This is a genomic window from Rhizomicrobium sp. (assembly GCA_037200385.1).
GTDB lineage: Bacteria > Pseudomonadota > Alphaproteobacteria > Micropepsales > Micropepsaceae > Rhizomicrobium.
On record JBBCGL010000001.1, the window covers coordinates 1,432,921 to 1,457,757 of the forward strand.

At 67.5% G+C, this 24,837-nt stretch carries 16 protein-coding genes; 7 read left to right on the plus strand and 9 right to left on the minus strand.

The features are described 5' to 3' along the window. Window positions 1-135: 135 nt before the first annotated feature. Window positions 136-738: a TetR family transcriptional regulator C-terminal domain-containing protein gene (locus WDM91_06860; protein ID MEI9994295.1), complete on the minus strand. Its 603-nt coding sequence runs from the start codon at window positions 736-738 to the stop codon at window positions 136-138. 166 nt (window positions 739-904) lie between these two features. On the opposite strand from WDM91_06860, the gene WDM91_06865 reads away from it, so the two are divergent. From WDM91_06865 to WDM91_06875, 3 genes are read left to right on the plus strand one after another with little or no spacing between them, the layout of a single operon-like run. Continuing rightward, on the plus strand, window positions 905-1,414 hold the full coding sequence (locus tag WDM91_06865; GenBank protein MEI9994296.1) for a VOC family protein: 510 nt from the start codon (window positions 905-907) through the stop codon (window positions 1,412-1,414). A 5-nt stretch (window positions 1,415-1,419) separates the two neighbouring features. Next, a complete protein-coding gene (locus WDM91_06870) occupies window positions 1,420-2,358 on the plus strand; it encodes a cyclase family protein (GenBank protein MEI9994297.1) in 939 nt (312 codons plus the stop codon). Between the two features lie 22 nt (window positions 2,359-2,380). Continuing rightward, window positions 2,381-3,598, plus strand: a complete 1,218-nt coding sequence (locus WDM91_06875; protein ID MEI9994298.1) for an LLM class flavin-dependent oxidoreductase — start codon at window positions 2,381-2,383, stop codon at window positions 3,596-3,598. Between the two features lie 31 nt (window positions 3,599-3,629). On the opposite strand, the gene WDM91_06880 is transcribed toward WDM91_06875, so the two are convergent. Then, window positions 3,630-4,226 (minus strand): TetR/AcrR family transcriptional regulator, encoded by a 597-nt coding sequence (locus WDM91_06880; protein ID MEI9994299.1) that lies wholly within the window; start codon window positions 4,224-4,226, stop codon window positions 3,630-3,632. A 244-nt stretch (window positions 4,227-4,470) separates the two neighbouring features. Between WDM91_06880 and WDM91_06885 the strand changes: the two genes are divergently transcribed. The 4 genes from WDM91_06885 (at window position 4,471) to WDM91_06900 (ending at window position 12,340) form a co-directional block, all read left to right on the plus strand. Then, window positions 4,471-7,668 (plus strand): efflux RND transporter permease subunit, encoded by a 3,198-nt coding sequence (locus WDM91_06885; protein ID MEI9994300.1) that lies wholly within the window; start codon window positions 4,471-4,473, stop codon window positions 7,666-7,668. Beyond that, the gene (locus WDM91_06890; protein MEI9994301.1) at window positions 7,661-8,824 is read left to right on the plus strand and encodes an efflux RND transporter periplasmic adaptor subunit; all 1,164 of its coding nucleotides are present in this window, start codon (window positions 7,661-7,663) and stop codon (window positions 8,822-8,824) included. The genes WDM91_06885 and WDM91_06890 overlap by 8 nt, the downstream gene beginning before the upstream one ends. Window positions 8,825-8,986: 162 nt before the next feature. Then, on the plus strand, window positions 8,987-10,672 hold the full coding sequence (locus tag WDM91_06895; protein MEI9994302.1) for an AMP-binding protein: 1,686 nt from the start codon (window positions 8,987-8,989) through the stop codon (window positions 10,670-10,672). Between the two features lie 60 nt (window positions 10,673-10,732). Next, the gene (locus tag WDM91_06900) at window positions 10,733-12,340 is read left to right on the plus strand and encodes a tannase/feruloyl esterase family alpha/beta hydrolase (GenBank protein ID MEI9994303.1); all 1,608 of its coding nucleotides are present in this window, start codon (window positions 10,733-10,735) and stop codon (window positions 12,338-12,340) included. Between the two features lie 156 nt (window positions 12,341-12,496). Here the strand turns inward: WDM91_06900 and WDM91_06905 are convergent, their stop codons facing one another. The 7 genes from WDM91_06905 to WDM91_06935 form a co-directional block, all read right to left on the minus strand. Continuing rightward, window positions 12,497-15,850, minus strand: coding sequence for a glycosyl hydrolase (locus WDM91_06905; protein ID MEI9994304.1), 3,354 nt, complete (start codon window positions 15,848-15,850; stop codon window positions 12,497-12,499). Between the two features lie 146 nt (window positions 15,851-15,996). Next, window positions 15,997-18,156 carry a TonB-dependent receptor gene (locus WDM91_06910; protein ID MEI9994305.1) on the minus strand — a complete coding sequence of 720 codons (2,160 nt, stop codon included), beginning with the start codon at window positions 18,154-18,156 and terminating at the stop codon, window positions 15,997-15,999. A 186-nt stretch (window positions 18,157-18,342) separates the two neighbouring features. After that, complete coding sequence (locus tag WDM91_06915) at window positions 18,343-19,410, minus strand: alpha/beta hydrolase (protein ID MEI9994306.1); 1,068 nt, start codon at window positions 19,408-19,410, stop codon at window positions 18,343-18,345. Between the two features lie 38 nt (window positions 19,411-19,448). Further along, complete coding sequence (locus WDM91_06920) at window positions 19,449-21,026, minus strand: carboxylesterase family protein (GenBank protein MEI9994307.1); 1,578 nt, start codon at window positions 21,024-21,026, stop codon at window positions 19,449-19,451. Window positions 21,027-21,115: 89 nt separating this feature from the next. After that, window positions 21,116-22,195: an L-rhamnose/proton symporter RhaT gene (rhaT, locus tag WDM91_06925; protein MEI9994308.1), complete on the minus strand. Its 1,080-nt coding sequence runs from the start codon at window positions 22,193-22,195 to the stop codon at window positions 21,116-21,118. Further along, window positions 22,192-23,358, minus strand: a complete 1,167-nt coding sequence (lldD, locus tag WDM91_06930; protein ID MEI9994309.1) for an FMN-dependent L-lactate dehydrogenase LldD — start codon at window positions 23,356-23,358, stop codon at window positions 22,192-22,194. The genes rhaT and lldD overlap by 4 nt, the downstream gene beginning before the upstream one ends. Then, window positions 23,355-24,755 (minus strand): hypothetical protein, encoded by a 1,401-nt coding sequence (locus tag WDM91_06935; GenBank protein ID MEI9994310.1) that lies wholly within the window; start codon window positions 24,753-24,755, stop codon window positions 23,355-23,357. Before WDM91_06935 ends, lldD begins: the two co-directional genes overlap by 4 nt. Between the last annotated feature and the right edge of the window lie 82 nt (window positions 24,756-24,837).

The following is a 24,837-nucleotide window of genomic DNA, read 5'->3' on the forward strand; positions in this document are numbered from 1 at the left end:
GTGTCGGTGGATCTTCCAGAGTCAGTTGTTTCCATATTGACGCAACCCACTCGGTGTCATGGCCCGAGTCCCCGTCCCTCGCATTGCGCGCGCCAGTGCGCATGCTCGCCGGGGATGACAGCGGAGCTTGTGGCTCTACTTCCCCGTCGGGCGCAGCCAGGATTCGATGAAGTGATCGATCAGCAAGCGCTGCTGCTGCGTCGTCGGCGGCTTGCCAGAGCGCAACACCTGGATCGCGATGCCGTCGGTCAGCGCGACCGCGGCGCGGGCGGCGGAGGGGACGTCGAGGTCGTCGGCAAGAGCGCCCGCCTGCTTGGCGCGATGGATCAGCCGGGTGCAGCGTTTCAGCCATTCCTCGTAGCGCAGATGCGTGACCTTGCGCACCGCCGCGTTGTGCACCGAGCGCTCCCAGAAGCCGAGGAAAAAGTTCCAGTTGCCGCGCTTGTCGGGATCGCTGGGCAGCGCGAGATAAAGCACGCCGCGCAGCGCCGCCAGCGGATCGGGCAGCGCCTCGACTTCCAGCATCCGGGCCCGCACGTCGCGGGCGGAATATTCCGAGGCTTCCACCAGCAGGTCGTCCATCGACCTGACGTAATGGACCAGCGCCCCGGTGGTGTAGCCGGCCTCCGCGGCGACGGCGCGGGCGGTCACGCCGGAGATCCCGTGCTTCTTGATCATGCGATAGGCGGCGGCGAGGAAGGCCTCGCGGCGCGCGGTCGGATCGACTTTCTTCGGCATTCCCCGCCTTTGCAAATCAGCGTGCTGACAGTGCCCAGATGGCGGCGCCGGTTCAACTCGTGAATTGTCGCGCCGCAGCAGAAACTTGCCGTTGCGCTTTTTGTAACGCTTGTTATATTTACGCCCAAGATCGTCCGTCGGCGGAACGAGACAAAAGGGGCGGGACATGGCGCGGGACTGGTTTCTGGAGCGGCTCTATCACACGGTCGTCAATGCGCGCGATCTCGACGAATCGGTCGCGTTCTACACGACGCTCGGCTTCGAGGTGCTGGACGACCGCCGGCATGTCGAGTGGCCCGATTTCGTCGCGACGATCTTCGGGATGAAGCGGGCCAAGGGCAGCGGCGTGCTGATGGTGCTGCCGAACGATCCGGGCGGGCCGATGATCGACCTGATCCATTGGAGCGAGCCGCGGGCGAAGACCGCCGCGATCCCGGTCGCCGAGGGCGAGGTGCCGCGCATCATCGCCTTCCGCGTCAAGAACGTGCGGCAGGCCTATGACGAGCTCACCGCGCAGGGCGTGCGCTTCACACGCGAACTCTTCACCCATCCCGAGCTCGGCATCGTCGGAAGCTGCTGCTGCTACGACCCGAACGGCAACCTGATCGAGCTCATCGAGCTCAATCCGGGGCAGCGTCACAGCAAGGCGAACGATGCCCTGCTGAAGAAGGCCTGACCCGGATGGCCGCGAAATCGAAGGCCGAGATGCAGGCGATCTTCCGCGAGGTCTCCAATTGGGGACGCTGGGGGGCGGAGGACGAGCGTGGCACCCTCAACTACCTGACGCCGGCGCGGACGGCGGCGGCGGCGAAGCTGGTCAGGACCGGCCGCACGATCAGCTGCGCGCGGAACTTCCCGGTGCAGCCGGGGCCGGAGAATCCGACGCCGGCACTGCACCACATCGTGGTCGGCGGCGACGATCCGTGTACCCACGGTATTCCGGGCATGGAGGTGTCGCTCGATTTCATCGGGATCGCCTATCACGGCCTCGCCTCCAGCCATATCGACGCGCTGTGCCACGTCTTCGTCGACGGCAAGATGTATAACGGCTTTCCCGCCACCGACGTCCGTTCGACGGGGGCGCGGCGCAACAGCATCATGGCGGCGCGCGACGGGCTGTGCGGCCGCGGCGTTCTGCTCGACATCCCGCGGCTGCGCGGTGCGGCCTATGTCGATCCCGCGTCGCCCGTCACGCCCGCAGAGCTGAGCGCCGCCGAAGAGCGCCAGGGCGTGCGCGTCGGCGAGGGCGACATCCTGCTGGTGATGGTCGGGCGCGATGCCTGGCGCGCGGCGAACACGCCCAACCCGGGCGAGGGACCGCCGCTGGCCGGGCTGTCGGAGGACTGCATCCCCTGGCTGTTCGAGCGGAAGATCTCCGTGCTCGCCTCCGACGCGGTGCACGATCCGACGCCCTCGCCGCAGCCGATCGAGGACTTCCCCATTCCGGTCCATATGTGCGGCCTGGTGTCGATGGGGCTGCATCTGCTCGACAATCTGCGCTTCGTGGAGCTGGCCGAAGCCTGCGCCGCCGAAACGCGCTGGGAATTCCTTTTCACCGTGGCGCCCCTGCGCGTCGAGCGCGGCACGGGCTCGCCCGTCAACCCCATCGCGATACTGTGACCATCATCAAGGAGTGCGTTGCGTGAAGTTCGATGTCTTCTGCGAAATCCAGCTGGCCAAGCCGTTTCCGCCCGACCATGAGCGGAAGCTGATCTTCGACACCATCGAAGAGGCGCGGGCCGCCGACAAGGCGGGCTTCGAGATCTGGTGGCAGGTCGAGCATCACGGCGCGCCCGAGTTCAGCTACAGCTCGGCGCCCGAGCTGATCCTCACCGCCATCGCGCTGAACACCCAACGCATGCATGTCGGCCACGCCGGCGTGCTGGCGCCGTTCCGCATCAACGGGCCGCTGCGGGTCGCCGAGCGCGCCGCGACGCTCGACATCCTGAGCGGCGGACGCTTCGAGCTCGGCCTCGCCAAGTCGGGCGGCAAGGAATGGGAGACCTTCGGCGTCGACCCCGAGACCGCGCGCGACGAGCTGCGCGAGGCGCTGCAGATGATCCCCAAGATGTGGACCGACGAGACCTTCAGCTGGAACAGCAAGATCTTCCAGATGCCCGAGCGCGAGGTCGTGCCGCGGCCGGTGCAGAAGCCGCATCCGCGCCTGTGGCAGACCGCAAGCAGCCCGGATTCGTTCCGCATGGCGGGCGAGCTGGGCGTCGGCGTGCTCGGCACCACGCTGCTGAGCCCGGTATCGTTCATGAAGGCGATGCTGGACGAATATGAAAAGGGCTTCGCGTCGCGCCAGGCCGCGGCCGGGCGCTTCCTCAATCATCAGAAGGGCGTCTTCACCTTCGTGCATGTCGCGGAATCGCGGAAGGAGGCGATCGCCAACGGCGCCGCCAAGGCCGCGCTGTGGTACGTCCATGCCGCGCCGATCGCCTTCAAGGTGCCGCGCTCGATCTGGTGGGACATGATCCGCGCCGGCCTCAGCCCGCATCTGGCGCGCAAATCGGCCAAGGAGATCGCGGCGCTCGAGGGCGCCGATCCGACCAGCCTGGAGATCGATGCCGACGAACTGCCGGTGATCGCGGTGCTCAAGCGCATGGCGCGCGGCGAGGACATCTCGAACGAGGAAGCCCATGAGGTGCTGGAAGGCCTCGACTCGGTGATCATCGGCGACCCCGAGCACTGCGCCAGGAAGGCGGCGCTCTATGCCGGCATCGGCGCCGACCGGCTGATGTGCCTGCTGCAGTTCGGCCGCATCCCGCACGAGGCGGTGCTGCGCAGCACGCGCCTGGCCGGAGAATATCTGATCCCGCAATTCGCCAAGCATCGCGCGAGCGCCGCCCAGGCGTGACGCATGGCGGAACGCCGGCGGCCCCGGCCGTTCAGCGTTCCGCCAGATGGCTGGCGACCAGCGCGTCGGCCGCGTCCAGCACGACCCGCGCCGGGCCGCCGGCCCCGAAGAGCTGGCCCGAGGCGTAGACGCCTTCGAACAGCAACATCAGCGCATCGCCGAGCCGGTCCGGCTCGCGCGCGCCCATCGCCGCGGCCAGTGCCGCGAGTCGGGCGCGGAACCGATTCTTGATGTCGCTCGCCACGATCCGCGCCGGATGCTTGCGGTCGGGGTATTCCACCGCTGCATTGGTGGTACCGCAGCCGCGATAGTCGCTCTTGCCCGCTTTTTGCTGGAGCTCCATGAGCCAGACGCGGAGCTGGCCCCGCGGATCGGCAGGGTTCGCGGCAACGGTCGCGTCGAAGCGCGCGATCCCCTCCTCGCCCATATGGCGCAGATAATCCGCCGCAAGCTCGTCTTTCGAGGGAAAACTGCGATAAAGGCTGGGTTTGGTGACGCCGGCGCGCGCCACGATCTCGTCGACGCCGACGGCGCGGATGCCCTGGCGATAGAAAAGATCGCGCGCGGATTCCCGGATGCGGTCGGCCGCGCGCTTGTGCGGCTTGGGAACCTTGCGGACGGACGGCACAGGCTTTCTTTTTGTCACAGCCCTTCGCCTTGACGGTGTTACCGAGCGGTACCTATATAGCGCCGCACAACGTACCGGTCGGTAACATAGGTCGGTACCCCTCTTGCCGCAAGCCGTCGGGGGACGGTCCGGCCTCGAGACGTTGCGCGACGCGGTTCGGCGCCTCGAACCGCACGGGGATAGCGCCGCCGGGCATCGGGTCCGGCGGAGAGTTCATTTCTGGAAGCCTCAAAGGCGTCTTTGCATGACCTGGATCGTCCGTGTAGCGCTGGAGAGACCCCTCACCTTCATCGTGATGGCGATCCTGATCGTCATCGTGGGTCCGCTGGCGGCGCTGTCGATGCCGACCGACATCTTCCCCGACATCAAGATCCCGGTGATCGGCGTCGCCTTCCAGTTCACCGGCCTGTCGCCCGACGAGATGGCCGGCCGCATCATCACGCCTTACGAGCGCGTGCTCACGACCACCGTCAACGACATCGAGCATATCGAGAGCACCTCGCTGCCGGGCATGGGGATCGAGAAGATCTATTTCCAGCCGGGCGTCGACATCCGCACCGCGACGGCGCAGGTCACCTCGATCTCGCAGACCGTGCTCAAGCAGATGCCGCCGGGCTCCACGCCGCCGCTGATCCTGAACTACAACGCCTCGACCGTGCCGATCCTGCAGCTCGCCTTCTCCGGCGACCACATGTCGGAGCAGCAGGTGCTCGACCTGGCGCAGAATTTCGTGCGGCCGGTGCTGTCGACGATCCCCGGCGCCGCGATCCCCTATTCCTATGGCGGCAAGGTGCGCCAGCTGCAGATCGACCTCGATTCGCAGGCCCTGCAGGCCAAGCAGCTTTCGGCGCAGGACGTGGAGAACGCCATCGCGGCGCAGAACCAGATCCTGCCAGCCGGCACGGTGAAGTTCGGCGCGACGCAGTACACCGTCAAGCTGAACGACGCGCCGGAGACGATCGAGGACCTCAACAACATCCCGATCAAGACGATGAACGGCGCGACGGTCTATATCCGCGACGTCGGGCATGTGCGCGACGGCAACCCGCCGCAGCAGAGCATCGTGCATGTCGACGGCGCGCGCGCCGTGCTGACCACCATCCTCAAGACCGGCTCGGCCTCGACCCTCGACATCGTGCAGGGCGTCAAGGACCTGCTGCCCAAGATCGCCGCGACGCTGCCGCCGGCTTTCAAGGTCAACCTGCTCAACGACCAGTCGGTGTTCGTGAAGGCCGCGATCTCCGGCGTGGTGCGCGAAGGCATCATCGCCGCCGCGCTGACCAGCCTGATGATCCTGCTCTTCCTCGGCAGCTGGCGCTCGACCGTGATCATCGCGATCTCGATCCCGCTGGCGATCCTCTGCGCCCTGGCGGGGCTGTGGTATTACGGCCAGACGCTCAACATCATGACGCTGGGCGGCCTGGCGCTGGCGGTCGGCATCCTGGTCGACGACGCGACGGTGACGATCGAGAACATCAACTGGCATCTCGAGCACGGCAAGGACGTCAAGACCGCGATCCTCGACGGCGCGCAGCAGATCGTGCAGCCCGCCTTCGTCTCGCTGCTCTGCATCTGCATCGTGTTCGTGCCGATGTTCGCGCTGAAAGGCGTCGCCGGATTCCTGTTCGTGCCGATGGCCGAGGCGGTGGTGTTCGCGATGATCGCGTCCTTCATCCTGTCGCGCACCCTGGTGCCGACCATGGCGATGTACTTGCTGCAGCCGCATAGCGACGCGGCGCATGCGGCGGCGCTCGGCAACAATGCGTTTTCCCGCTTCCAGCGCGGCTTCGAGACGCGGTTCGATCGCTTCCGCGAGGGCTACCGCAACCTGCTGGCGATGGCGCTGGCCAATGCCAGGATCTTCGTCATCGGCTTCCTCGGCTTCGTGCTGGTGTCGTTCGTGCTCTACCCGTTCCTGGGCTCGAACTTCTTCCCGTCGGTCGATGCGGGCCAGATCACGCTGCATGTCCGCCCGCCGGTCGGCACGCGCATCGAGCATGCCGCGGCGATGTTCGGCGACATCGAACGCGAGATCCGCAGGACGATCCCGCCGAGCGAGCTGTCGTCGATCGTCGACAATATCGGCCTGCCCACCAGCTCGATCAACACGGTCTACAACAATTCCGGCCTGATCGGTTACCAGGACGGCGACATCTATGTGACGCTGAACGGCAATCACCACGCCACCGCGGACTATGTGCGGCGGCTGCGCGAGAAACTGCCGGTGCAATTCCCCGGCACGACCTTCTCCTTCCTGCCCGCCGACATCATCAGCCAGATCCTGAACTTCGGCGCGCCGGCGCCGATCGACCTGCAGATCGCGGGGCCGAAGCTCGACAAGGACAGCGGCTATGCGCTGATGCTGCTGGGCAAGCTGCGCGGCATCCGCGGCCTGGCCGATGCGCGCATGCAGCAATCCTTCCGCAATCCGCAGCTGCGGGTCGACGTCGACCGCTCGCGCATGGCGCAGCTCGGCCTGACCGAGCGCGACGTGACCAACAGCGTGGTCACCTCGCTGGCGGGCAGCTCGCAGACCGCGCCGACCTTCTGGCTCAATCCGCAGACCGGCGTGTCCTATCCGATCGTGGCGCAGACGCCCGAATACCAGGTGAGCAGCCTGGCGGCGCTGCAGAACGTGCCGGTGACCGGCAGCTCCGGCGGGCTGCAGATCCTGGGCGGCCTGGGCAAGATCAGCCGCGAGCAATCCAATGCCGTGGTCTCGCACTATAACGTGCAGCCGACGATCGACCTCTATGCGACGACGCAGGACCGCGACCTGGGCGGCGTGACGAGCGACGTGCGGGCGCTGATCGCGGCGACGGCGAAGGACCTGCCCAAGGGCGTGACGGTCAACTTGCGCGGCCAGGCCGTGACGATGGACGCGGCGTTCACCGGCCTGTCCTATGGACTGCTCGCGGCCATCGTGCTGATCTATCTGCTGATCGTGGTGAACTTCCAGTCCTGGCTCGACCCTTTCGTGATCGTCACCGCCCTGCCCGCGGCGCTGGCCGGCATCCTGTGGATGCTGTTCGGCACCGGCACGACGCTGTCGGTGCCGGCGCTGACCGGCGCGATCATGTGCATGGGCGTCGCGACAGCGAACTCGATCCTGGTGGTGAGCTTCGCGCGCGAGCGCCTCGATGCCACCGGAGACGCCGCGCTGGCGGCGATCGAGGCCGGCGTCACCCGCTTTCGCCCGGTGCTGATGACGGCGCTCGCCATGGTCATCGGCATGGCGCCGATGGCGCTGGGCCTGGGCGAAGGCGGCGAGCAGAATGCGCCGCTGGGCCGCGCGGTGATCGGCGGCCTCGTTTTCGCGACCTGTGCGACGCTGATCTTCGTGCCGGTCGTGTTCAGCATCGTTCACGGCCGCAAGGCCGCCAAGACAAGCGGCGACGCGCATCCCAGCGCGCCGCCGGCCGGAGACCCTGCCTATGCCTGAGGATCGCAATCTGCTCGGCTATGTTCCGCCGCGGCGCCTGAAGCTCGTCGGCATCGTCGCCGCCGTCGTCGCGGTGCTGATCGTGGTCGTGGGCCTCGTCACGCGGGTGACGGCGAGCCGCCAGGTCGATGTGTGGACGCAGGCCAACGCGCTGCCCACCGTCAGCGTGATCAATCTTGCGGTCAACGAGAAGGGCAATCTCGTCCTGCCCGGCAATGTTCAGGCCTTCAACAGCGCGCAGCTCTATGCCCGGGTCAGCGGCTACCTGAAGAAATGGTACGTCGACATCGGCGCCAAGGTGAAGGCCGGGCAGCTGCTCGCCGAGATCGACGTTCCGGACCAGGATGCGCAGCTTGCGCAGGCACGGGCCGATCTCAACACCGCGATCGCCAACCAGAAGCTCTCGGCCGAGACGGCCAAGCGCTGGAACATGCTGGCCAAGCTGAACGCCGTGGCGCCGCAGGACGTGGACGAGAAGAACGCCGACCTCGCCGCCAAGACCGCAGCGGTCGCCTCGGCCCGCTCCAATGTGGACCGCTTGGCCGACCTGACGAAGTTCAAGAGCATCACCGCGCCGTTCGACGGCACGGTGACCAGCCGCGGCGTCGACGTCGGCGCGCTGGTCACGGTCGGCACGGGCACGGTCGGCGCCACGCCGCTCTTCACCGTCGCCGACGACAGCAAGGTGCGCATCTATGTGAACGTGCCGCAGAACTACACCACCCAGATCAAGCCCGGCATGACGGCGAGCTTCACCGTGCCGCAGCATCCCGGGCAGGTCTTCACCGCGACGCTGGCCGCCAATGCCGAGTCGGTGAACACCCAGACCGGGACGGTGCTGATCCAGCTGCTGGCCGACAATTCGCAGAACCTGCTCAATCCGGGCGACTACACGCAGGTGACGTTCAACCTGCCGGCGAGCCTCGACGCCATCCGGCTTCCGGCCAGCGCGTTGATCTTCGGCGACAACGGCACGGCGGTCGCGGTGGTCGGTCCGAAGAACCGCGTCGTGGTGAAGCCCGTGACGATCCTGCGCGACTTCGGCACCGCGGTGGAGATCGCCGGCAGCCTGACGCACCGGGACCGCGTGATCGACAATCCGCCCGACTCGCTGCGTGCGGGCGACGAAGTGCGGCCGGCGGCGCAGGGGTCCTAAGCTTTTTTTCCCGGCAGGCGCCGCGGTTGAGACCCGACGGCGGGCGAGGCATCCTGCTCGAGCCTTGGCGCGAGCGATTATGATTGAATATGACGTTTTCTGGCCTATAATGCCCGAAAAGCAATGCGGCCCGGGACACGGACGCAATATATAAGGTGAGGGATGCCGGAGAGCCTTGTCCGCGGTGCGGAGTCGCCACCGCTTCTCGAATGCACGATCGGCGACGCATTGGCGGCGACCATCGCCCGGGCGCCGGAGCGCGAGGCGCTGGTGTCGCGCCATCAAGGCATCCGCTGGTCCTATGCCGAATTCGGCCGGCGGGTGGATGAACTCGCGGCGGGATTCCTGGCCCTGGGCCTGGCGCGCGGCGACCGGGTCGGCATCTGGGCGCCCAATTGCGCCGAATGGGTGCTGACGCAATTCGCGACGGCGAAGGCGGGGCTCGTGCTGGTCACGATCAATCCGGCCTATCGCCTGTCGGAAGTCGAATACACGCTGAACAAGGTGGGGGTCGCGGCGCTGCTCTGCGCCGACCGCTTCAAGACCAGCGACTATACCGGGATGATCGAGGCGCTGGCGCCGGAGATCGCCGCCTGTGCGCCGGGCGCGTTGCGGGCCGAGCGGCTGCCGGCGCTGAAGAGCGTCATCCGGATCGACGGGGAGGTGCGGCCGGGCTGGTTCGCCTTCGACGCCATCTCGGCCCTGGCGACGCCGGCGAGCCGCGCCGCACTGGGCGAGATCGCGCCGCAGCTCGACGCCAACGATCCGATCAACATCCAGTTCACCAGCGGAACGACCGGCCTGCCGAAAGGCGCCACGCTCTCCCACCGCAACATCCTCAACAACGGGTACTTCACCGGGCTGCGCATGGCGCTGGGGCCGGAAGACCGGCTGTGCATCCCCGTGCCGCTCTATCATTGCTTCGGCATGGTGCTGGGGACGCTGGCCTGCGTCGCCCATGGCGCGGCGATGGTCTTCCCCGCGGCGGGGTTCGATCCGCTGTCGGTCCTGGAGACCGTGGCGGCCGAACGCTGCACCGCGCTGCACGGCGTGCCGACGATGTTCATCGCCGAGCTCGAGCATCCGCGCTTCGCGGAATTCGACCTCTCGAGCCTGCGCACCGGGATCATGGCGGGCGCGCCCTGCCCCGTCGAGATCATGCGCCGGGTGATCGACAAGATGCACATGCGCGCGATCACCATTGCCTATGGCATGACGGAGACCAGCCCGGTCAGCTTCCAGAGCACGCCGGACGATCCCGTGGAGCGCCGCGTCTCGACCGTCGGCCGCGTCCTGCCGCATATCGCGGTGAAGATCGTCGACGAGACGGGCCGGATCGTGGCGCCCGGCGCGCGCGGCGAGCTGTGCACGAGAGGCTATTCCGTGATGCTCGGCTATTGGGACGAGCCGGAGAAGACCGCCGAGGCGATCGATGCCGAGGGCTGGATGCACAGCGGCGATCTCGCGGTGATCGACGCGGCCGGCTATTGCAACATCGTCGGCCGGCTCAAGGACATGGTGATCCGCGGCGGCGAGAACATCTATCCGCGTGAGGTCGAGGAATTCCTCTTCCGCCACCCGAAGATCGAGGACGTGCAGATCGTCGGCGTGCCGGATGCGAAATACGGCGAGGAATTGTGCGCCTGGATAAGGCTGCGCCAGGGCGAGCAGGCCGACGCGGAGGAGATCGTCGCCTTCTGCCGCGGCCAGATCGCGCACTACAAGGTGCCGCGCTACATCCGCTTCGTCGACGAATTCCCGATGACCGTCACCGGCAAGATCCAGAAATTCGTCATCCGCAACACGATGATCGAAGAACTCGCGCTCAGCGAAGCCAAGACCGCCTGAAGGCGGCGACGACGCTTTTCCACAGTATCACCCCAAGGAGGACATTCCGTGCATCGGACCATGAACATACGGGCGTGCCGACCGGCTCTCGTCGGCCTGGCGGCGCTTTTCGCGTTGTCTTTCGCTTCGGCGGCGCAGGCCTCGCCCTGCGAGGACCTGACGAATTTCGTCCTGAAGGACGGCAAGATCACCGCGGCGACCGTCGTCGCGAAGGACGCGGCGGTGCCGCTGCCCGGCCTGCCGCTGTCGCTGCCGGCGCCGGCCGGGTTCTGCCGGGTCCAGGTCACGCTCACCCCCACGCCGGATTCGTCCATCCTCGCGGAGGTCTGGCTGCCGGACGCGTCGGCGTGGAACGAGAAATTCCTCGGCAGCGGCAATGGCGGCTTCGGCGGCTCGATCGGCGGACCGATGCTCGACATGCGCATGGCGCTGACGCGCGGCTATGCGGCGGCGGGCGACGATCTCGGCCATGAGACGCCGTTCCCCAAGATCGATGCGAGCTGGGCGATCGGCCATCCCGAGAAGGTGAAGGATTTCGCCTATCGCGCCGACCATGTCACGGCCGTCGCGGCCAAGGCGATCATCGCGGCCTACTACGGCAAGCCGCCCAAGCTGTCCTATTTCCGCGGCTGCTCGAACGGCGGGCATGAGGCGATGATGGAAGCGATCCGCTATCCGGAGGATTATGACGGCATCATCGCCGGCGCGCCCGCCAATTCCTGGACGCATCTGATGGCCAATTTCCTGTGGAACGAGCAGGCGCTCACCGCGACGCCGGAGAGCCGTATTCCCGACGCCAAGCTCACGGTCATCCAGAACGCGGTACTCGCGCAGTGCGACGAACGCGACGGGGTCAAGGACAACATCATCAACGAGCCGGCGGCCTGCCGCTTCGATCCCAAGGTTCTGCTGTGCAAGTCGGGCGACGGGCCGGACTGCCTGACCAGGGCGCAGCTCGACGCGCTGCTGAAGATCTACAGCGGCCCGATCGATCCCAAGACGCACAAGTCGCTTTATCCGGGCTTTCCGGCGGGCGGCGAAGGCCTGGCGAAGAACTGGACGCAGTGGATCACTTCGCCCCAGGCGTCGCAGGCGCAGTTCGCCAACCAGTTCTACGGCACGATCGTGAAGGGCGATCCCAACTGGGACTATCGGACCTTCGACTTCGCCAAGGACCTGGCGCAGGCGGATGCGCAGATCGGGCCGATCATCAATTCGAACGATCCCGATCTCAGCGCCTTCGCCGCGCATGGCGGCAAGCTGATCCTGTTCCAGGGCTGGGACGATGCCGCGGTCACGGCCTATGGCACCATCCAGTATTACGAGAACATCGAGAAGACGATGGGCAAGGCGAAAGCCGAAGGCTTCGTCCGCCTGTTCGTCGCGCCGGGCATGATGCATTGCGGCGACGGGCCGGGGCCCAGCAGCCTCGACTGCATCGGCGCGCTGGAGCAGTGGCGCGAGCAGGGCGTGGCGCCGGCCCAGGTCGCGGCGGCGCGCTACGGCAATGCGATGCTCGTGCTGGCCGGCCTGCCGGCCGGCGAGCCGCTGTCGACGCGGCCGATCTGCGCCTATCCGCAGGTCGCGCATTGGACGGGCACGGGTTCGCCGGACCAGGCCGCAAACTACGTCTGCCAGGCACCGACGCCGGTGCACGAGACGCGGTGAGCGCGCGACGCGCGTTGTAAAAGAAAAGGGCGAAGCGGATGCCGCTTCGCCCTTTTTCATTTGAAGCGCGAGCCGGCGCATCCTTCGACGGGCTCAGGATGAGGTCCGTGCTCGATCCTCGGGCCATGACACCCATTCTCATATTGAGTCCGGGCCCTACCGCGTCTGCAGCACCCGGACCGGGCCCAGCAGGCCCGATGGCCGCAACGGCGCATTGGGCTCGTAGGTCGGGATCGTCGTGAAGGTGTATTTCTGCTTCGCGTCGGGCTGGGCGTCGCCGATCAGGCGATTGACCCAGAGATTGGCGACCTTCACCTGCAGCACATTCGCGCCCGGCCGCGCCGCGGCCGTGATGTCGAGCGTATAGGGCGGATTCCACAAGGTCGCGAGGACGTGGCCGTTGAGGCTCACCTCGGCAACCTCGTGCAGGTCGCCGAGGTCGAGCGTCAACCGCGCGCCGTTACGCGACGGCGGCAGGACGAAGCTCTTGGTGTAGGTGCCGATGCCGGAGAAGTAGCGCACGCCGGGATCGCTATCGTCGCTCCAGGATGTCAGCGCGGTCTGCGTCACGCGTGCCGGCGCGCCGCGGCCGGGCTGGAAGGCGATGGTCCAGGGGCCGGAGAGCGTCGCGACCGGCTCCGCCGACGGCGCATGGTCTTCGCGCGCAAGGGCAGCCGTCTGCTTGCGGAACAGAACGAAGGTCGAGCCGTAGTCGCCGAGCGAGAGCGGCACTTCGGTGCGGCCGTCGACGATGCGATAGGCGGCCGGCGTCACCTTGCCGGTGACCGCGTTCCACAACTCGGGCGCGAAGCCGGCGACGCGGAAGGTCGCGGTGATCTTCTCCGGCCGGTTCAGGCGGTTGGTGAGGAAGTAGAGATCGCCCTGCGGCAGCTTGCGATGGATCGCGAGGAGCTCGGTGTCGGCTTCCGGCCTGGTGTAGGCGAAATCCGGCGCCAGGTTCAGCGTCGCGAGCGCGCTTTCGAGTGTTCCGGCGGAGATCACGCGGCCCTTGCCGAAGCTGCGGTCGCCTTCGCTGCCGCCGAACAGCTCGTCGGCGACGGCGGCGAACTGCGCCGCATCGTCGGCAAGGCTCGGCGAGGCCAGCGGCCGGTGCCCGACCAGCACCACGCCTTGCGCGACAAGATCGCGGACGCGACGCAGCGTGGGCAGCGTCATGTAGCGGCTCGAACCGCCGAGATAAAGCACGCGATAATGCATGCCGGTGCGCGTGACGAGGTCATGGCCGTCTACGGCCGCCTCTTCGCGCAGCACGGTGGAATTGACGAAGTCGAAGCCGTAGCCCTGCGGGACGTCGATGTCCTTCTCGCCGAACAGGCCGGTGATCGGCGCCTCCTCGCCGTAGAAATAGGCGATGTCGGCGGCGTAATGACCCTGCTGCAGCAGATAGGAGCAGCGCGCCATGTAGCTGACCCAGGGCTGCGCGTAGTCGGCCCAGTTCTCGAGGCGGTTGAAGAACTGCCCGAAGATGAAGAGCGACAGGCCCGGCGGCTTGTCGACCGGCTGGTGCACCGACGTGTGCACAACGATGCGGTTGACGCCGAGCGCGAATTCCAGGTCGACGATCGGCTTGAGCTGGCGCGGCGCATAGGCCCAGGGCTGCACCGCAGACGTCAGCGACTCGGCGGCGACGAGGTTCTGCCCATAGATGTGCGAGACCGAGGCCGCGCCGCGGATGTCGGCGACGTAGGTCGGGAAAGGCTCGCGGCGGGCGCCATAGGTCCACATCGCCGCCATCGGGATCGCCGCATATTGGCGCATCTCCATGTCGTCGCCGAAGGTCGGACGGTGATCCTCCAGCGCCTCCGTGTAGTTGGTGAGCCCTTGCGCGTGCGCCAGCGCCGCGATCTCGCCGTAATGGTTCGTCGCGAGGAGCTGGTTGATGGTGCGGCGGAAATCCCACAGGAACTTGTCGCTCGCCGCCGGGCTGTCGATGACGACGCCGGTCAGCACCGGAAGCCAGGGCGTCGGATCGTAGCCGCGCAACTGCTTGAAGTCGGCGACGAGGGATTCGGTCCAGTTCTGGGCTCCGATCTCGGTGCTGTCGACGGTCAGCGCGGTCACGCCGCGATGGCCGAACAGATCGGGTCCGGTCGTCTTCTTGTAAAGATCGAAATAGCCCTGCATGTAATCGCGCACGTGATCGCGGTTGAGCTTGTCGACCTCCAGGCCCGTGGCTTCGGCCGGGGCCGGATGGTTCTCGGTGCCGAGCGGCGAATAACCCAGCCGCAACACGACCCAATGGCCGGGCGGCGGCGTCCAGTCGAGCGTGCCGTCCGCCGTCATGCGATCGGTGAGCACGACGACGCCGGAGGACGGCACCGCGGTGTCTTTTGCCGCGTCCGGAGACGCGACGGCGTAGTAATCCTGCACGATGCCGAAGCCCGCTTTCGCCTCGGCCTCGTTGACCGTCGCTTCGGTGTGCAGCACCAATTCATGAAGATGGAATCGCAATGGCGCCGGTGGCGGCACGAGCATCGCGATCAGGGCGCGCGCGGCGGCGCCGGGCGCGAAATTGGTGAAGATGCCCGGCGGAATCGGCGACGGCGCAGGCGAGAGGGTGACGCGGAAGTGCCGCGCCGTCACCGGCGCGAAAGCGAGCGTGTGCTGGGGCACTTTCGCGGTCGGGATATCGACGATGTGGCGCCATGCCTTGCCGTCGTCGCTCGCTTCGAGCACCGCGTCGACGCCGGGCGCGCCCTCGGCGGAAGCGGCGAGCGTGATGGCCTGGATCTGTACCGGTTTGGCATAGTCGAGGCGGGCCCAGACCTGCTTGCCGCCCTCCGCCGGCACCAGCGCGGGACCGTCGGTGAGATCGCCGTCGCTCAGCGATGCGGGATCGAGTGCGCCGCTGCTCGACACGGCCTGCGCAATCGGCGCGGGCGCCGCCGCGACGCGATAGGCCACGACGGCGCTGTCGCGATAGAACGTCAGCCCGGCGGTCTTCGGCTTGGGATCGAGCACGCCAACCACCATCGGCGCGTTCTGGATCGGGCCGCTATTGCCGGGCGGCTGCGGCAGGACGCCATGGAACGGCTTGCCGCCGTCGAGCGCGGTCGCGCTCCACACCAGCTTCTTCATCGCGTCCTGCGGCGTGACCCAGGGCGCGCCCGTCTCGCTCCAGCCGGGCGAGGAGTCGATGGACATCTCCAGGCCCATCTTGTCGGCGAGGCCGGCGGTGTAGCGGAACGCGTCCTGCCATTCCGGCGTCATGTAGATGAGCCGCTTGTCGACGACCTGCGGCGTCGCGAGGGAGGCGTCGATGGCGTTGATGCCGCCGATGCCGACGCGGCGCATCCATTCGAGATCCTTGCGGATGCCGTCCTTGGAAACGTTGCCGTTCATCCAGTGCCACCAGACGCGCGGCTTGGCCGATTGCGGCGGCGCTTCGAAGCCTTGCAACAGCGGATCGGCGGGCGCGGCCGCGACGGAAGCGGCATGGTCGCCCCAAACGGCCATGCCCGCGGTCAGCGCGGCCGCGGCCACGCCCATGAGCAAAATCCTGCGAGGCCGCATCGTTCAATCCTCCCGAGATCGTCGCGTGCAACACGTCTTGTTCGGCAAAAGAACATCCCGGCGGTTGCCGCCCGGATGTTCCATTTCTTGCCGGCGCGGGGGCACGGATGCCCCGTGGCTCTTCAGAAGCTCTTCGCCACGCGGATGCCGAACTGGGCCGGCGCGCCCGGCATCGCGAGATTGCCGAGCAATTGCAGCGTCGCATAGTGCAGATCGAAGATATTGGTGCCGTAAGCCGTGATTTCCCAGTGGTCGACGGCATCATAGGTGATCTGCGCGTTGACGATATTCTGGGCCATCAGGCGGTCGCCGGGGCTGACTTCGAACGCGTTCGCCCAGCGCGAGCCGGCCAGACCGTAATCCAGGCGCGGCGTGAGCGTCTGGTCCTCGCCGAGATCGAAGGCGTACTGGACGCCGAACTGGGCCGTCCAATGCGGCGCATTGGGCAGCATGCGGCCGGTGAGGTCCTGCGGCGTATGCGTCGGATCGCGCGAGTCGATGCCGATGAAGTCGCCGAGCGCCGTGTCGAGATACGAGCCGCCCATGTCGAGCGAGAAGCCGCCGAACACGGCCTGGATCTGCGCCTCGATGCCCTTCAGGTTCGTGACGCCGGTGGCGTTGTAGGTCTCGCCGGCGCCGGCACCGCCGCCCGCCGTCGGCACGAAGAGCGGAAGCTGGAAGTTCTTGTATTCGTCGTAGAAGCCGCCGAGCTGCGTCAAAACGTGGCCGTCGAAGAACTTGCCCTTCCAGCCGAGTTCATAGTCCGTGACGTTCTCCGCCTGGAACACCGTCCCGTCGCCGTTGATGCCGCCGCCCTTGTGGCCGGTCGCGACGAAGGCATAGAGGAAGTTGTTCTCGTCCAGATTGTAGTCGAGGTCGACCTTGCCGGTCAGCCGCGAGTCGCGCTGGATCTCGCCGTTGACCGCCTGTGCCTGGATGGGTGCTCCGAAGAAGAGCGCATAGGCAAGGGCGTCGAGCTTGAAGCTCGTCTCCGAATAGCGCGCGCCGACCTGCAGCTTCAGTGCATCGGTGATCTGATAGCTGGCCTGGGCGAAGATGCCCCAGCTCTGCCGGATCGCCTTGTCCTGGACCGACGAAATCGCCAATCCGGTGGTCGTGGTGCCGCCCGGCGCCAGCGACAGGACGAAGGTCGGGACGTTCAGGACGTCGTCCTGGTAGACGCCGCCGACCACCCAGGTCAGCGGGCCGCTGTCCGGCGAGACGAGGTTGACCTCTTCCGAAATCGTCTGGTCCTTGGCGACGGCGTCGAAAATCTCGGCCAGCGCCGGGTTCGCGGTGCCGTCGGCGTCCAGGTCGTAGGACAGCCGGCCATATTGATAGCCGGAGATCGACTTCAGCGTGATGCCGTTGTCGAATTTGTAGTCGAGATGCAGCACGCCGCGGACCTGCTGCTCGACGCCCTGGAGATGCGCGTCGGAGGCGACGTTGAAGATGTTCTTGGTCGAGCCGTTGAACGGGCCGGCCGGCGAGCCGCCGTGGTCGATATAATTGTAGTCCACCTTGAACTCGGCCTTGAAGGCGTCGGTGGGCTGCCACAGCGCGCTGACGCGGGCGTTGGTCGTATGCAGGTTGCCGGGATTGCCGGTGTAAGGCCCGGACATCTTGAAGAAGGTGTCGCGGTTCTCCTCGTCGGTCGCGATGCGGATGGCGAAATCGTCCGTCAACGGAATGTTCATCGCGGCGCGCAGGCGCACGTCGTTGTAGCTGCCATATTGCAGCTCGCCATAGCCGCTATAGCCGGCGTCGAGGCTGGCGCCCGTCTCGTTGATGAAGATCGCGCCGCCGGTGGCGTTCTGGCCGGCGAAGGTGCCCTGCGGGCCGCGCAGCACTTCGATGCTGGAGATGTCGTAGTAGGGCTCGTCCGAGATGAAGCCGTTCGGCGTGGTCGAGACGCCGTCGCGATAGATCAGGACGCCGGAGGAATCCTGCGCGCCGCCGTCGCTCTTGCCGATGCCGCGGATGTTGATGAGGGAGTTCTCGCCCGAGCTCTGGACGGTCAGCGAGGGGGTCGCGAAAGCGAGGGAGTCGACGGTGTTGATGTTGCGGACCTTCAGGTCCTCGCCCGACAGCACCTTGGCCGCGATGGCCGTGGTCTGGAGGTCGGTGGCGCGCCGCTCGGCGGTCACGACGACCGTTTCGACCGTGGTGACGCTTTGCGCCAGCGCGGGACCGGTCGTGACGAGCGCGAGCACGCCCAAAGCGACGCCCTGCATCCAATAGGCCGTCGTACGCCGGACATGCTCATGACTGCGATGGTTCACCAGTGACCTCCCCTTCGTTTCCTCGCCCCGGATGAACCGGATGCGCGCGTTTGCTTGTTATTGCGCACACTTTCGCAAAATCGACAAAATTGTCAAGTTTCCAACCATCTTCAATCATAATCGATAGCCCGTGTGACTTTCGCGCCACCCCGGCGCGGCGACGAACCCGCCGCGCCGTCGGCCATGTCAGGGTTTGGCGGCTATGAGATGGGCTTTCCAGAAGCGCCGGATTTCCGCATAGGCCGCCTTCTGCTCGGGCGTTCCGGCCATGTAGCCCTGAAAGACATGCGGCATGCCTTCATAGACATCGAGGATCGCCGGCACGCCGCCCGCCTTGACCGCCTGATAGAGACGAACGGAATCGCTCAGCAGCAGCTCCTTGGTGCCGACCTGGATCAGCACCGGCGGGAAGCCTTTCGAGAAATCGCCATAGACCGGCGAGACATAGGGATTGTTCCAGTCTTCCGGCGGGGCGTAAGCCTTGAGGCCCGGCCAGATCGGGCCGATATCGAGCACCGGATCGGCGAGCCGCAGCGTCGTCTCGGTGTCGCCGTCCAGATGCAGATCGGCGCAAGGCGACATCAGCAGCATCGCGCCCGGCATGGGCAGGCCCTGGTCGCGCGCCTTGAGCATGCTGCCCGGAACGATATTGGCGCCGGCCGACTCGCCGAAGATGCCGATGTTCTGCGGCTTGTAGCCCTTGGCGAGCACAGCCTTGTAGACCGCGACGACCTGGTCGGTGACGAGCGGCCAGCGGCCCCGCGGCGCGGTGGTGTAGTCGACCGAGACGATGCGCCGCCCGGTCTGGATCGCCATCGCGGCGTCGGCCCCTGCCGTGGAGCGCGCCGAGCCGAGGATCCAGCCGCCGCCATGGACGCGGATGAGGATCGTGCCGTCGTCGACATAGTTCGGCGGCTCGGTCGTCAGCACGCCGACGCCGCCGAGCTGCGAATAGACGGACGAGACGCCGAGCGCCTTCACCTCGGCCGCGGCGCGCGGCAGGCCGGCCGCTTCCATCTGGTCGTGCAGCGCGATGAGGTCGGCATCGGTCTTGAGAGAAGGAAAGTTCGCCATGGCCGCGGCGGCGCCAGGCGCGAATTTCTCCAGGATGGCGCGCGCCTGCGGGGAAACGGAATCGGGAATGAAGGTCCGGAAACCGGTCGCCGGCAGCTGCGGATCGGCCGCCGATGCCGCGCCCGCCAGAACCGCCATGCCGGCCGCGAGGCCGAGGAACATCCGCTTGCTGGAACGCATCACGCTGTCACTCCCTAGGTTTGTCTTGACGCTTGCCGCTAAAGCCAGGCGAAGAACCGCGCGACGGTGTCCGCCGCGCGGAGGTAGAAGATCAGCCAGCCGATCTTGCCCTCGTAATAGTCGAGCTGTTTCTTCATCACGCCGGCCTGCACCGTCGTGCGGTCCTGGCCGAAGACCATCCAGCGGTCGTCCGCGGCGCTATAGGTGGGCCAAGGCGCGGCGCCGGCCGTGTTCGGCGCACCGGAGCGCGCGAAGGCGACCCAGCGGGCATGCATCTGGTCCGCCAATTGCGTATCGCCCGGCGTCGGGCGCGAGACTTCGTCCGGCTCGCGGCCGAGCGTCTTGAACACGTAAAAGATCTCCGCACCGTGGTGGGCGCGCGCCCGCGTCGGCCGGTAGGATTCGGTCACGTGCTCGAAGCGGTAGAGATAGGCCGAGGTCGGCCAGTGCGCCGCGACCCAGCGGGCCGGCGCCGTCGCGAGCATGTCGCGGAACTGGAGCCGCGCCGCCGTCTCGCGGTCGAGCTTGGCGCCGTAGAGATCGCGCAGCTTGGCGAGCGTATCGTCGTCGACACCGGCGACCGCCTTGGCGATGCCGCGATCGATCAGGGAATCCTCGCCGTCGTTGATCCCGATCATCAGCGGCACCGGCGCGACGCGGCCCGCCGCGATCGCGACCGTGATGCCCGAGGGAACGAGGGCAGGATCGGGCTCCGCCGCGACGTCGCCGGCGACACGCGTGAAGGCTGCGGCCGGAAGCGCGCGCAGCTTGTCGAGCGTCGCGCCGGGCGGCGCGCCCGCCGCAGCGGCGATCTCCTTGCCGCGCTTCTCGGTGTCTTCGGGCTTGGCGGGCGGGCCGAACCAGCCGCCGCCGGACTCGACGATCGCCTTGTGGAACAGGCCCCAGCTTATCGGCGAGGTGAGCATGGCGAACACACTGATGCCGCCGGAGGATTCGCCGAAGATCGTGACATTGCCCGGATCGCCGCCGAAAGCCGCGATGTTGCGCTTGACCCATTCGAGCGCCGCGACCTGGTCCAGCATCGCGTAGCTGCCGACATGCTCGCCATGCTTCGCGGCGTCCGCCACGAGCCCGGGATAGGCGAAGCCGCCGAGATTGCCGAGACGATAGTTGATCGTGACCAGCACGACGCCGTCGCGTGCGAAGGAAGCGCCATCGTAATAGGGCAGCGAGCCGGCGCCGATCTTTCCCGATCCGCCATGGATCCACACCATCACCGGCGCGCGTTTGGCGACATGGGCGGGCGCCCAGACGTTGAGCGTCAGGCAGTCTTCACTGGTCGGTTCCGGCGCGCCCCCGTAGGTGAGGATGTTGCTCTTGTCGCCCGGGGCGGCCTGCGGACAGGACGGGCCGAACTTGCTCGCATCGCGCACGCCGCTCCACGATGCGGGACGCGCCGGCTGGCGCCAGCGCAGCGCGCCGACCGGCGGCGCGGCATAGGGGATGCCGCGGAAGATCGCGATGCCGTCGGCGGTCTCGCCGGCGATCTTGCCGCCGTCGAGTGCGACCAGGGGCGCGGTGGAATTCGGCGCCGCGAAGGCGCCGCCCGCCAGCGCCAGGAGCGCCGCGATCCCGCAAGAGACGATTTTCAGCACGCAACCTCCTCTAACGGCGTGGCGGACTATAGGCACGGCGAAGCAATATGATCAATACTGATCAAATCTGAGAATGTGGTCGCGAAACGCTAGCCATGCGCGGCAAGATAGTTTCCGACGCCGATCACGACGGTCGCGCCGACCAGCGTCGCGATCCCGCCCCAAGCCAGGCTGCGGGTGCGGACGCTGGTGCCCGCCCATTCGCGCAGGGCGAAGCCCCAGAGCGTGCTGAACAGGATGATGCTCGCCATGTGCAGCGTCCAGCTCGAGAAGCTGAAGCGGCCCATCTGGCTCTCGCCCATCGTGTAGAAGAAGAACTGGAAGTACCACAGCGTGCCGCCCAGGGCGCAGAGCAGGTAATTGGCGAGCAGCGGCGGCGGCGCGCCGTCGGCGTCCGGCGCGGGACCGCTGCGGCCGACAAGCTCGCCGGCCGAGCCGTTGCGCAGGATCAGCACGAGGCACCACAGGAAATTCGTCGTGAAGCCGCCGGCCAGCACCACGCACAGCACCGGCAAGCCCTGGCTCAGCACATCGGTGCCGGCAGCCAGGGTGAGCGTGCGGATCGGCGCACCCGCATCGAGCCCGAAGGCGAAGCAACTCGACATCACGCCGGAGAAGATCGCGACCAGGATGCCCTTGCGCAGGCTGAACTCGGCGATGGCGGCGCGGCTCTGCGCGCCGGTCAGCTCGCGCTCGCGGGCGCGGCCGGCCTGCGCGACGATCAGGATGCCGAGGATCGCGACCGCAATGCCGGCGAAGGTCATACGACCGCTGGAGGTCGCGGCGAGGGCGCCCAGCGTGCCGTGGAAGATCGGCGGGCCCATCGTGCCGATGACGGTGGTGAGGCCGAGCGCGACGGCCATGCCCAGAGACATCCCGAGATAGCGCATCGTGAGGCCGAAGGTGAGGCCGCCGAAGCCCCACATCGCGCCCCAGAAATAGCACCATTCCAGCGCCGAGCGCGGCGACGCGGACAGCACGCCGAGCAGATCGTTGGTCCGCAGGCCGGCGAAGATCCAGGGCGCGAGCAGCCAGCTGAAGATGCCGCCCGTGAGCCAGAATATCTCCCACGACCAGCGGCGCACGCGCTTGTAGGGGACGTAGAAGCTGGCGGAGGACAGCCCGCCCAGCCAATGGAAGAACACGCCCAGCAAGGGATTGGCGTTCATCGACGACCTGCTTTCGAATCGGTTTCGACCAGGATGCCGCGATCGAGCGCGGCGATGTCGGTTGTGCCGGTCAGCGCCATGGCGACGCGCATCTCGGCCTCGATGAGGCGCAGCACATGCGCGACGCCGGCGCCGCCCGCGCCCGCGAGCGCATAGGCCCAGGCGCGGCCGAGCAATACGCCGTCCGCACCCAGCGCAAGAAGCTTCACGACGTCCAGGCCGGAGCGCACGCCGCCATCGGCGAGCACGGTCAGGCGATCGCCCACCGCCTCCGCGATCGACGGCAGCGCCCGCGCCGTCGAGGGCACGCCATCGAGTTGGCGGCCGCCATGGTTGGACACGACGATGCCGTCGGCGCCGAGCGCGGCGGCCTGCTTCGCGTCTTCGGCATCGAGGATACCCTTGACGATCAACGGGCCGCGCCAGGTGTCGCGCACCCATTCCATGTCGCGCCAGGTGACGCTGGGATCGAAATTGGCGCGCATCCAGGCGAAGAAATCCTCCAGCCCGCTGTTGCGGCCGAGCACCGAAGCGACATTGCCGAGACTGTGCGGCCCGCCGCGCAGTCCGACATCCCAGGCCCAGGCGGGACGGCGCATCGCCTGCAAGAAGCGCCGCGCGGCGCCGCGCAGGCCGGGCGCTCCGGCCAGGCCCGAGCGCAGGTCGCGATAGCGCGTGCCGGGCACCGGCATGTCGACGGTGAAGACCAATGCGCTGCAGCCCAGCGCTTTCGCGCGCGCCAGCAGGTCGCCCATGAAGGCGCGGTCGCGGATCATGTAGAGCTGGAACCAGAACGGCGACGTGGTGCCGCCGGCGACTTCTTCCAGCGAACAGGCCGAGACGGTCGAGAGGCAGAACGGGACCTGCGCCGCTTGCGCGGCCCGTGCCGCCTGCACTTCGCCGCGGCGCGCATTCATCCCGGCGAGGCCGATCGGACCGAGCCCCACCGGCATGGCGACGTCCTGGCCGAACAAGCTGGCGGAGAGGTCGATCCGCGACACGTCGCACAGCACGCGCTGGCGCAACGCGACCGCGGCGAGATCGTCGACGTTCCGGCGCAGCGTCTGCTCCGCATAGGCGCCGCCGTCGATATACTCGAAGAGGAAAGGCGGCAGCCGGCGCCGCGCGCTTTCGCGATAATCGGAGACCGAAGCCGGCGTCACGCTGTCCGCCCTGCCCGCTCGGCTTCGCGGCTCCAACGCGCCCTATATTCCACGAGATCGTGATCGAGCGGCGCCACCCGTGTCAGCGCCGAGAGCGGCGCCAGGTCCGGCTGCAGCAGACGCCGCGCGCCATAGGATACGTCGTTGTGCGAATTGGCTGCGTAGATCGAAAGATCGGGACGCAGCGCGGCAAGCGCCCGGACGAACAACCCGGCTTCCGCGAAACGTCCCTCGACCAGCAGGCGCTCGCGCGTGCCGATCAAACCGAGCGAGACGTCGGTCATCAGCGCGAGATAAAGATGCACGGCGGCACGGCGCAGCGCGGGATCGGCCGGCTCGCCATCCAGCCAGCGGCCTTCGCCCGCAGGGAAGGGCCCGGTGCCGGGCGCGAAGCCGGGCAGCAGCATGTGCCCCTCGGCCAGCACGCGCGGCAGCGCGTCGATGCCGCGGCCGGCGGCCAGGTCGCCGTCCCGCGTGTCGATGCCCATCAGGATCTCGGCCTCGCGGCCGCCCATCCAGCGGGCGGAGGGAATCGGCCTGCCGCGCACATCGACATTGATGAGGCAATCGCGCGCCGCGGGCAGCGGCATGACGGCGGCATCGCGGGCCGGCGAGCGCATCGCCACGAACCAGGTGCCGGTCGACAGGACCGTCGCCTCGCGCTCCGCGATCTCCGCGAAGCCGCGCGCCGCCAGCAGCGCCGCGTTGGAATCGTGCAGACCGCAATAGACGCGGACGCTTGCGGGAAGACCGGTGCGCGCCGCCCAGGCCGGCGTGAGCGTCCCCAGCACATCGCTCGCCGGCCGCAGCGGCGCCAGGCGTGCCGCCCAGCCGCGCCGCACCGCCAGCGCAGACGGCGCATTCGCGAGCGGGCGCCAGAGATCGCTATGGCAGCCCAGGCTGGTCACCTCGGACGCGGCGATCCCGCAAAGTAGCCAGGCCCAATATTGCGCCCAGGGTAGGATTGTCGCGCCTTTGAGAAGGCTGGGATCGTGGGCTTCGAGCGCATGGAGCTGCGCCCCTATATTAAGTCCGCCCGGCAGCGGCGGCGACCCCGTCGCGCCGAAACCATCGCGCTGCGAATCGTAATCGCCTTCGGGCAGAGGCTGTTCGTAGTCGAGCGGCGGCGCGACCAGGCGGCCGTCGCGCAGCAGCGCCACAGCCGCACCGTGCCCGACGGGGACGATCGCCGCGATCTCCGAGAGCCCGGCGAAATCGCGCAGCGTATCGGCGAGCCAATTCTCGATCCCCGTCGTGTCGAGCACCGCCCAGCCCTGGTGGATGACGCGCTCGTTGCGCCGGGTGCGCCGCTCGATCAGCGCGCCATCGGCCTTCCACAGCGTCAACTTGGACAGGGTCTTGCCGACATCCAGGACGGCGATGGATCCGCCCGCCACGCACTTCCTCCGACGATGTATTTTGATCGATTTCTATCGATCTTGATTGTATTAGGACATAGGCCGCGATAAAATGCGAGCA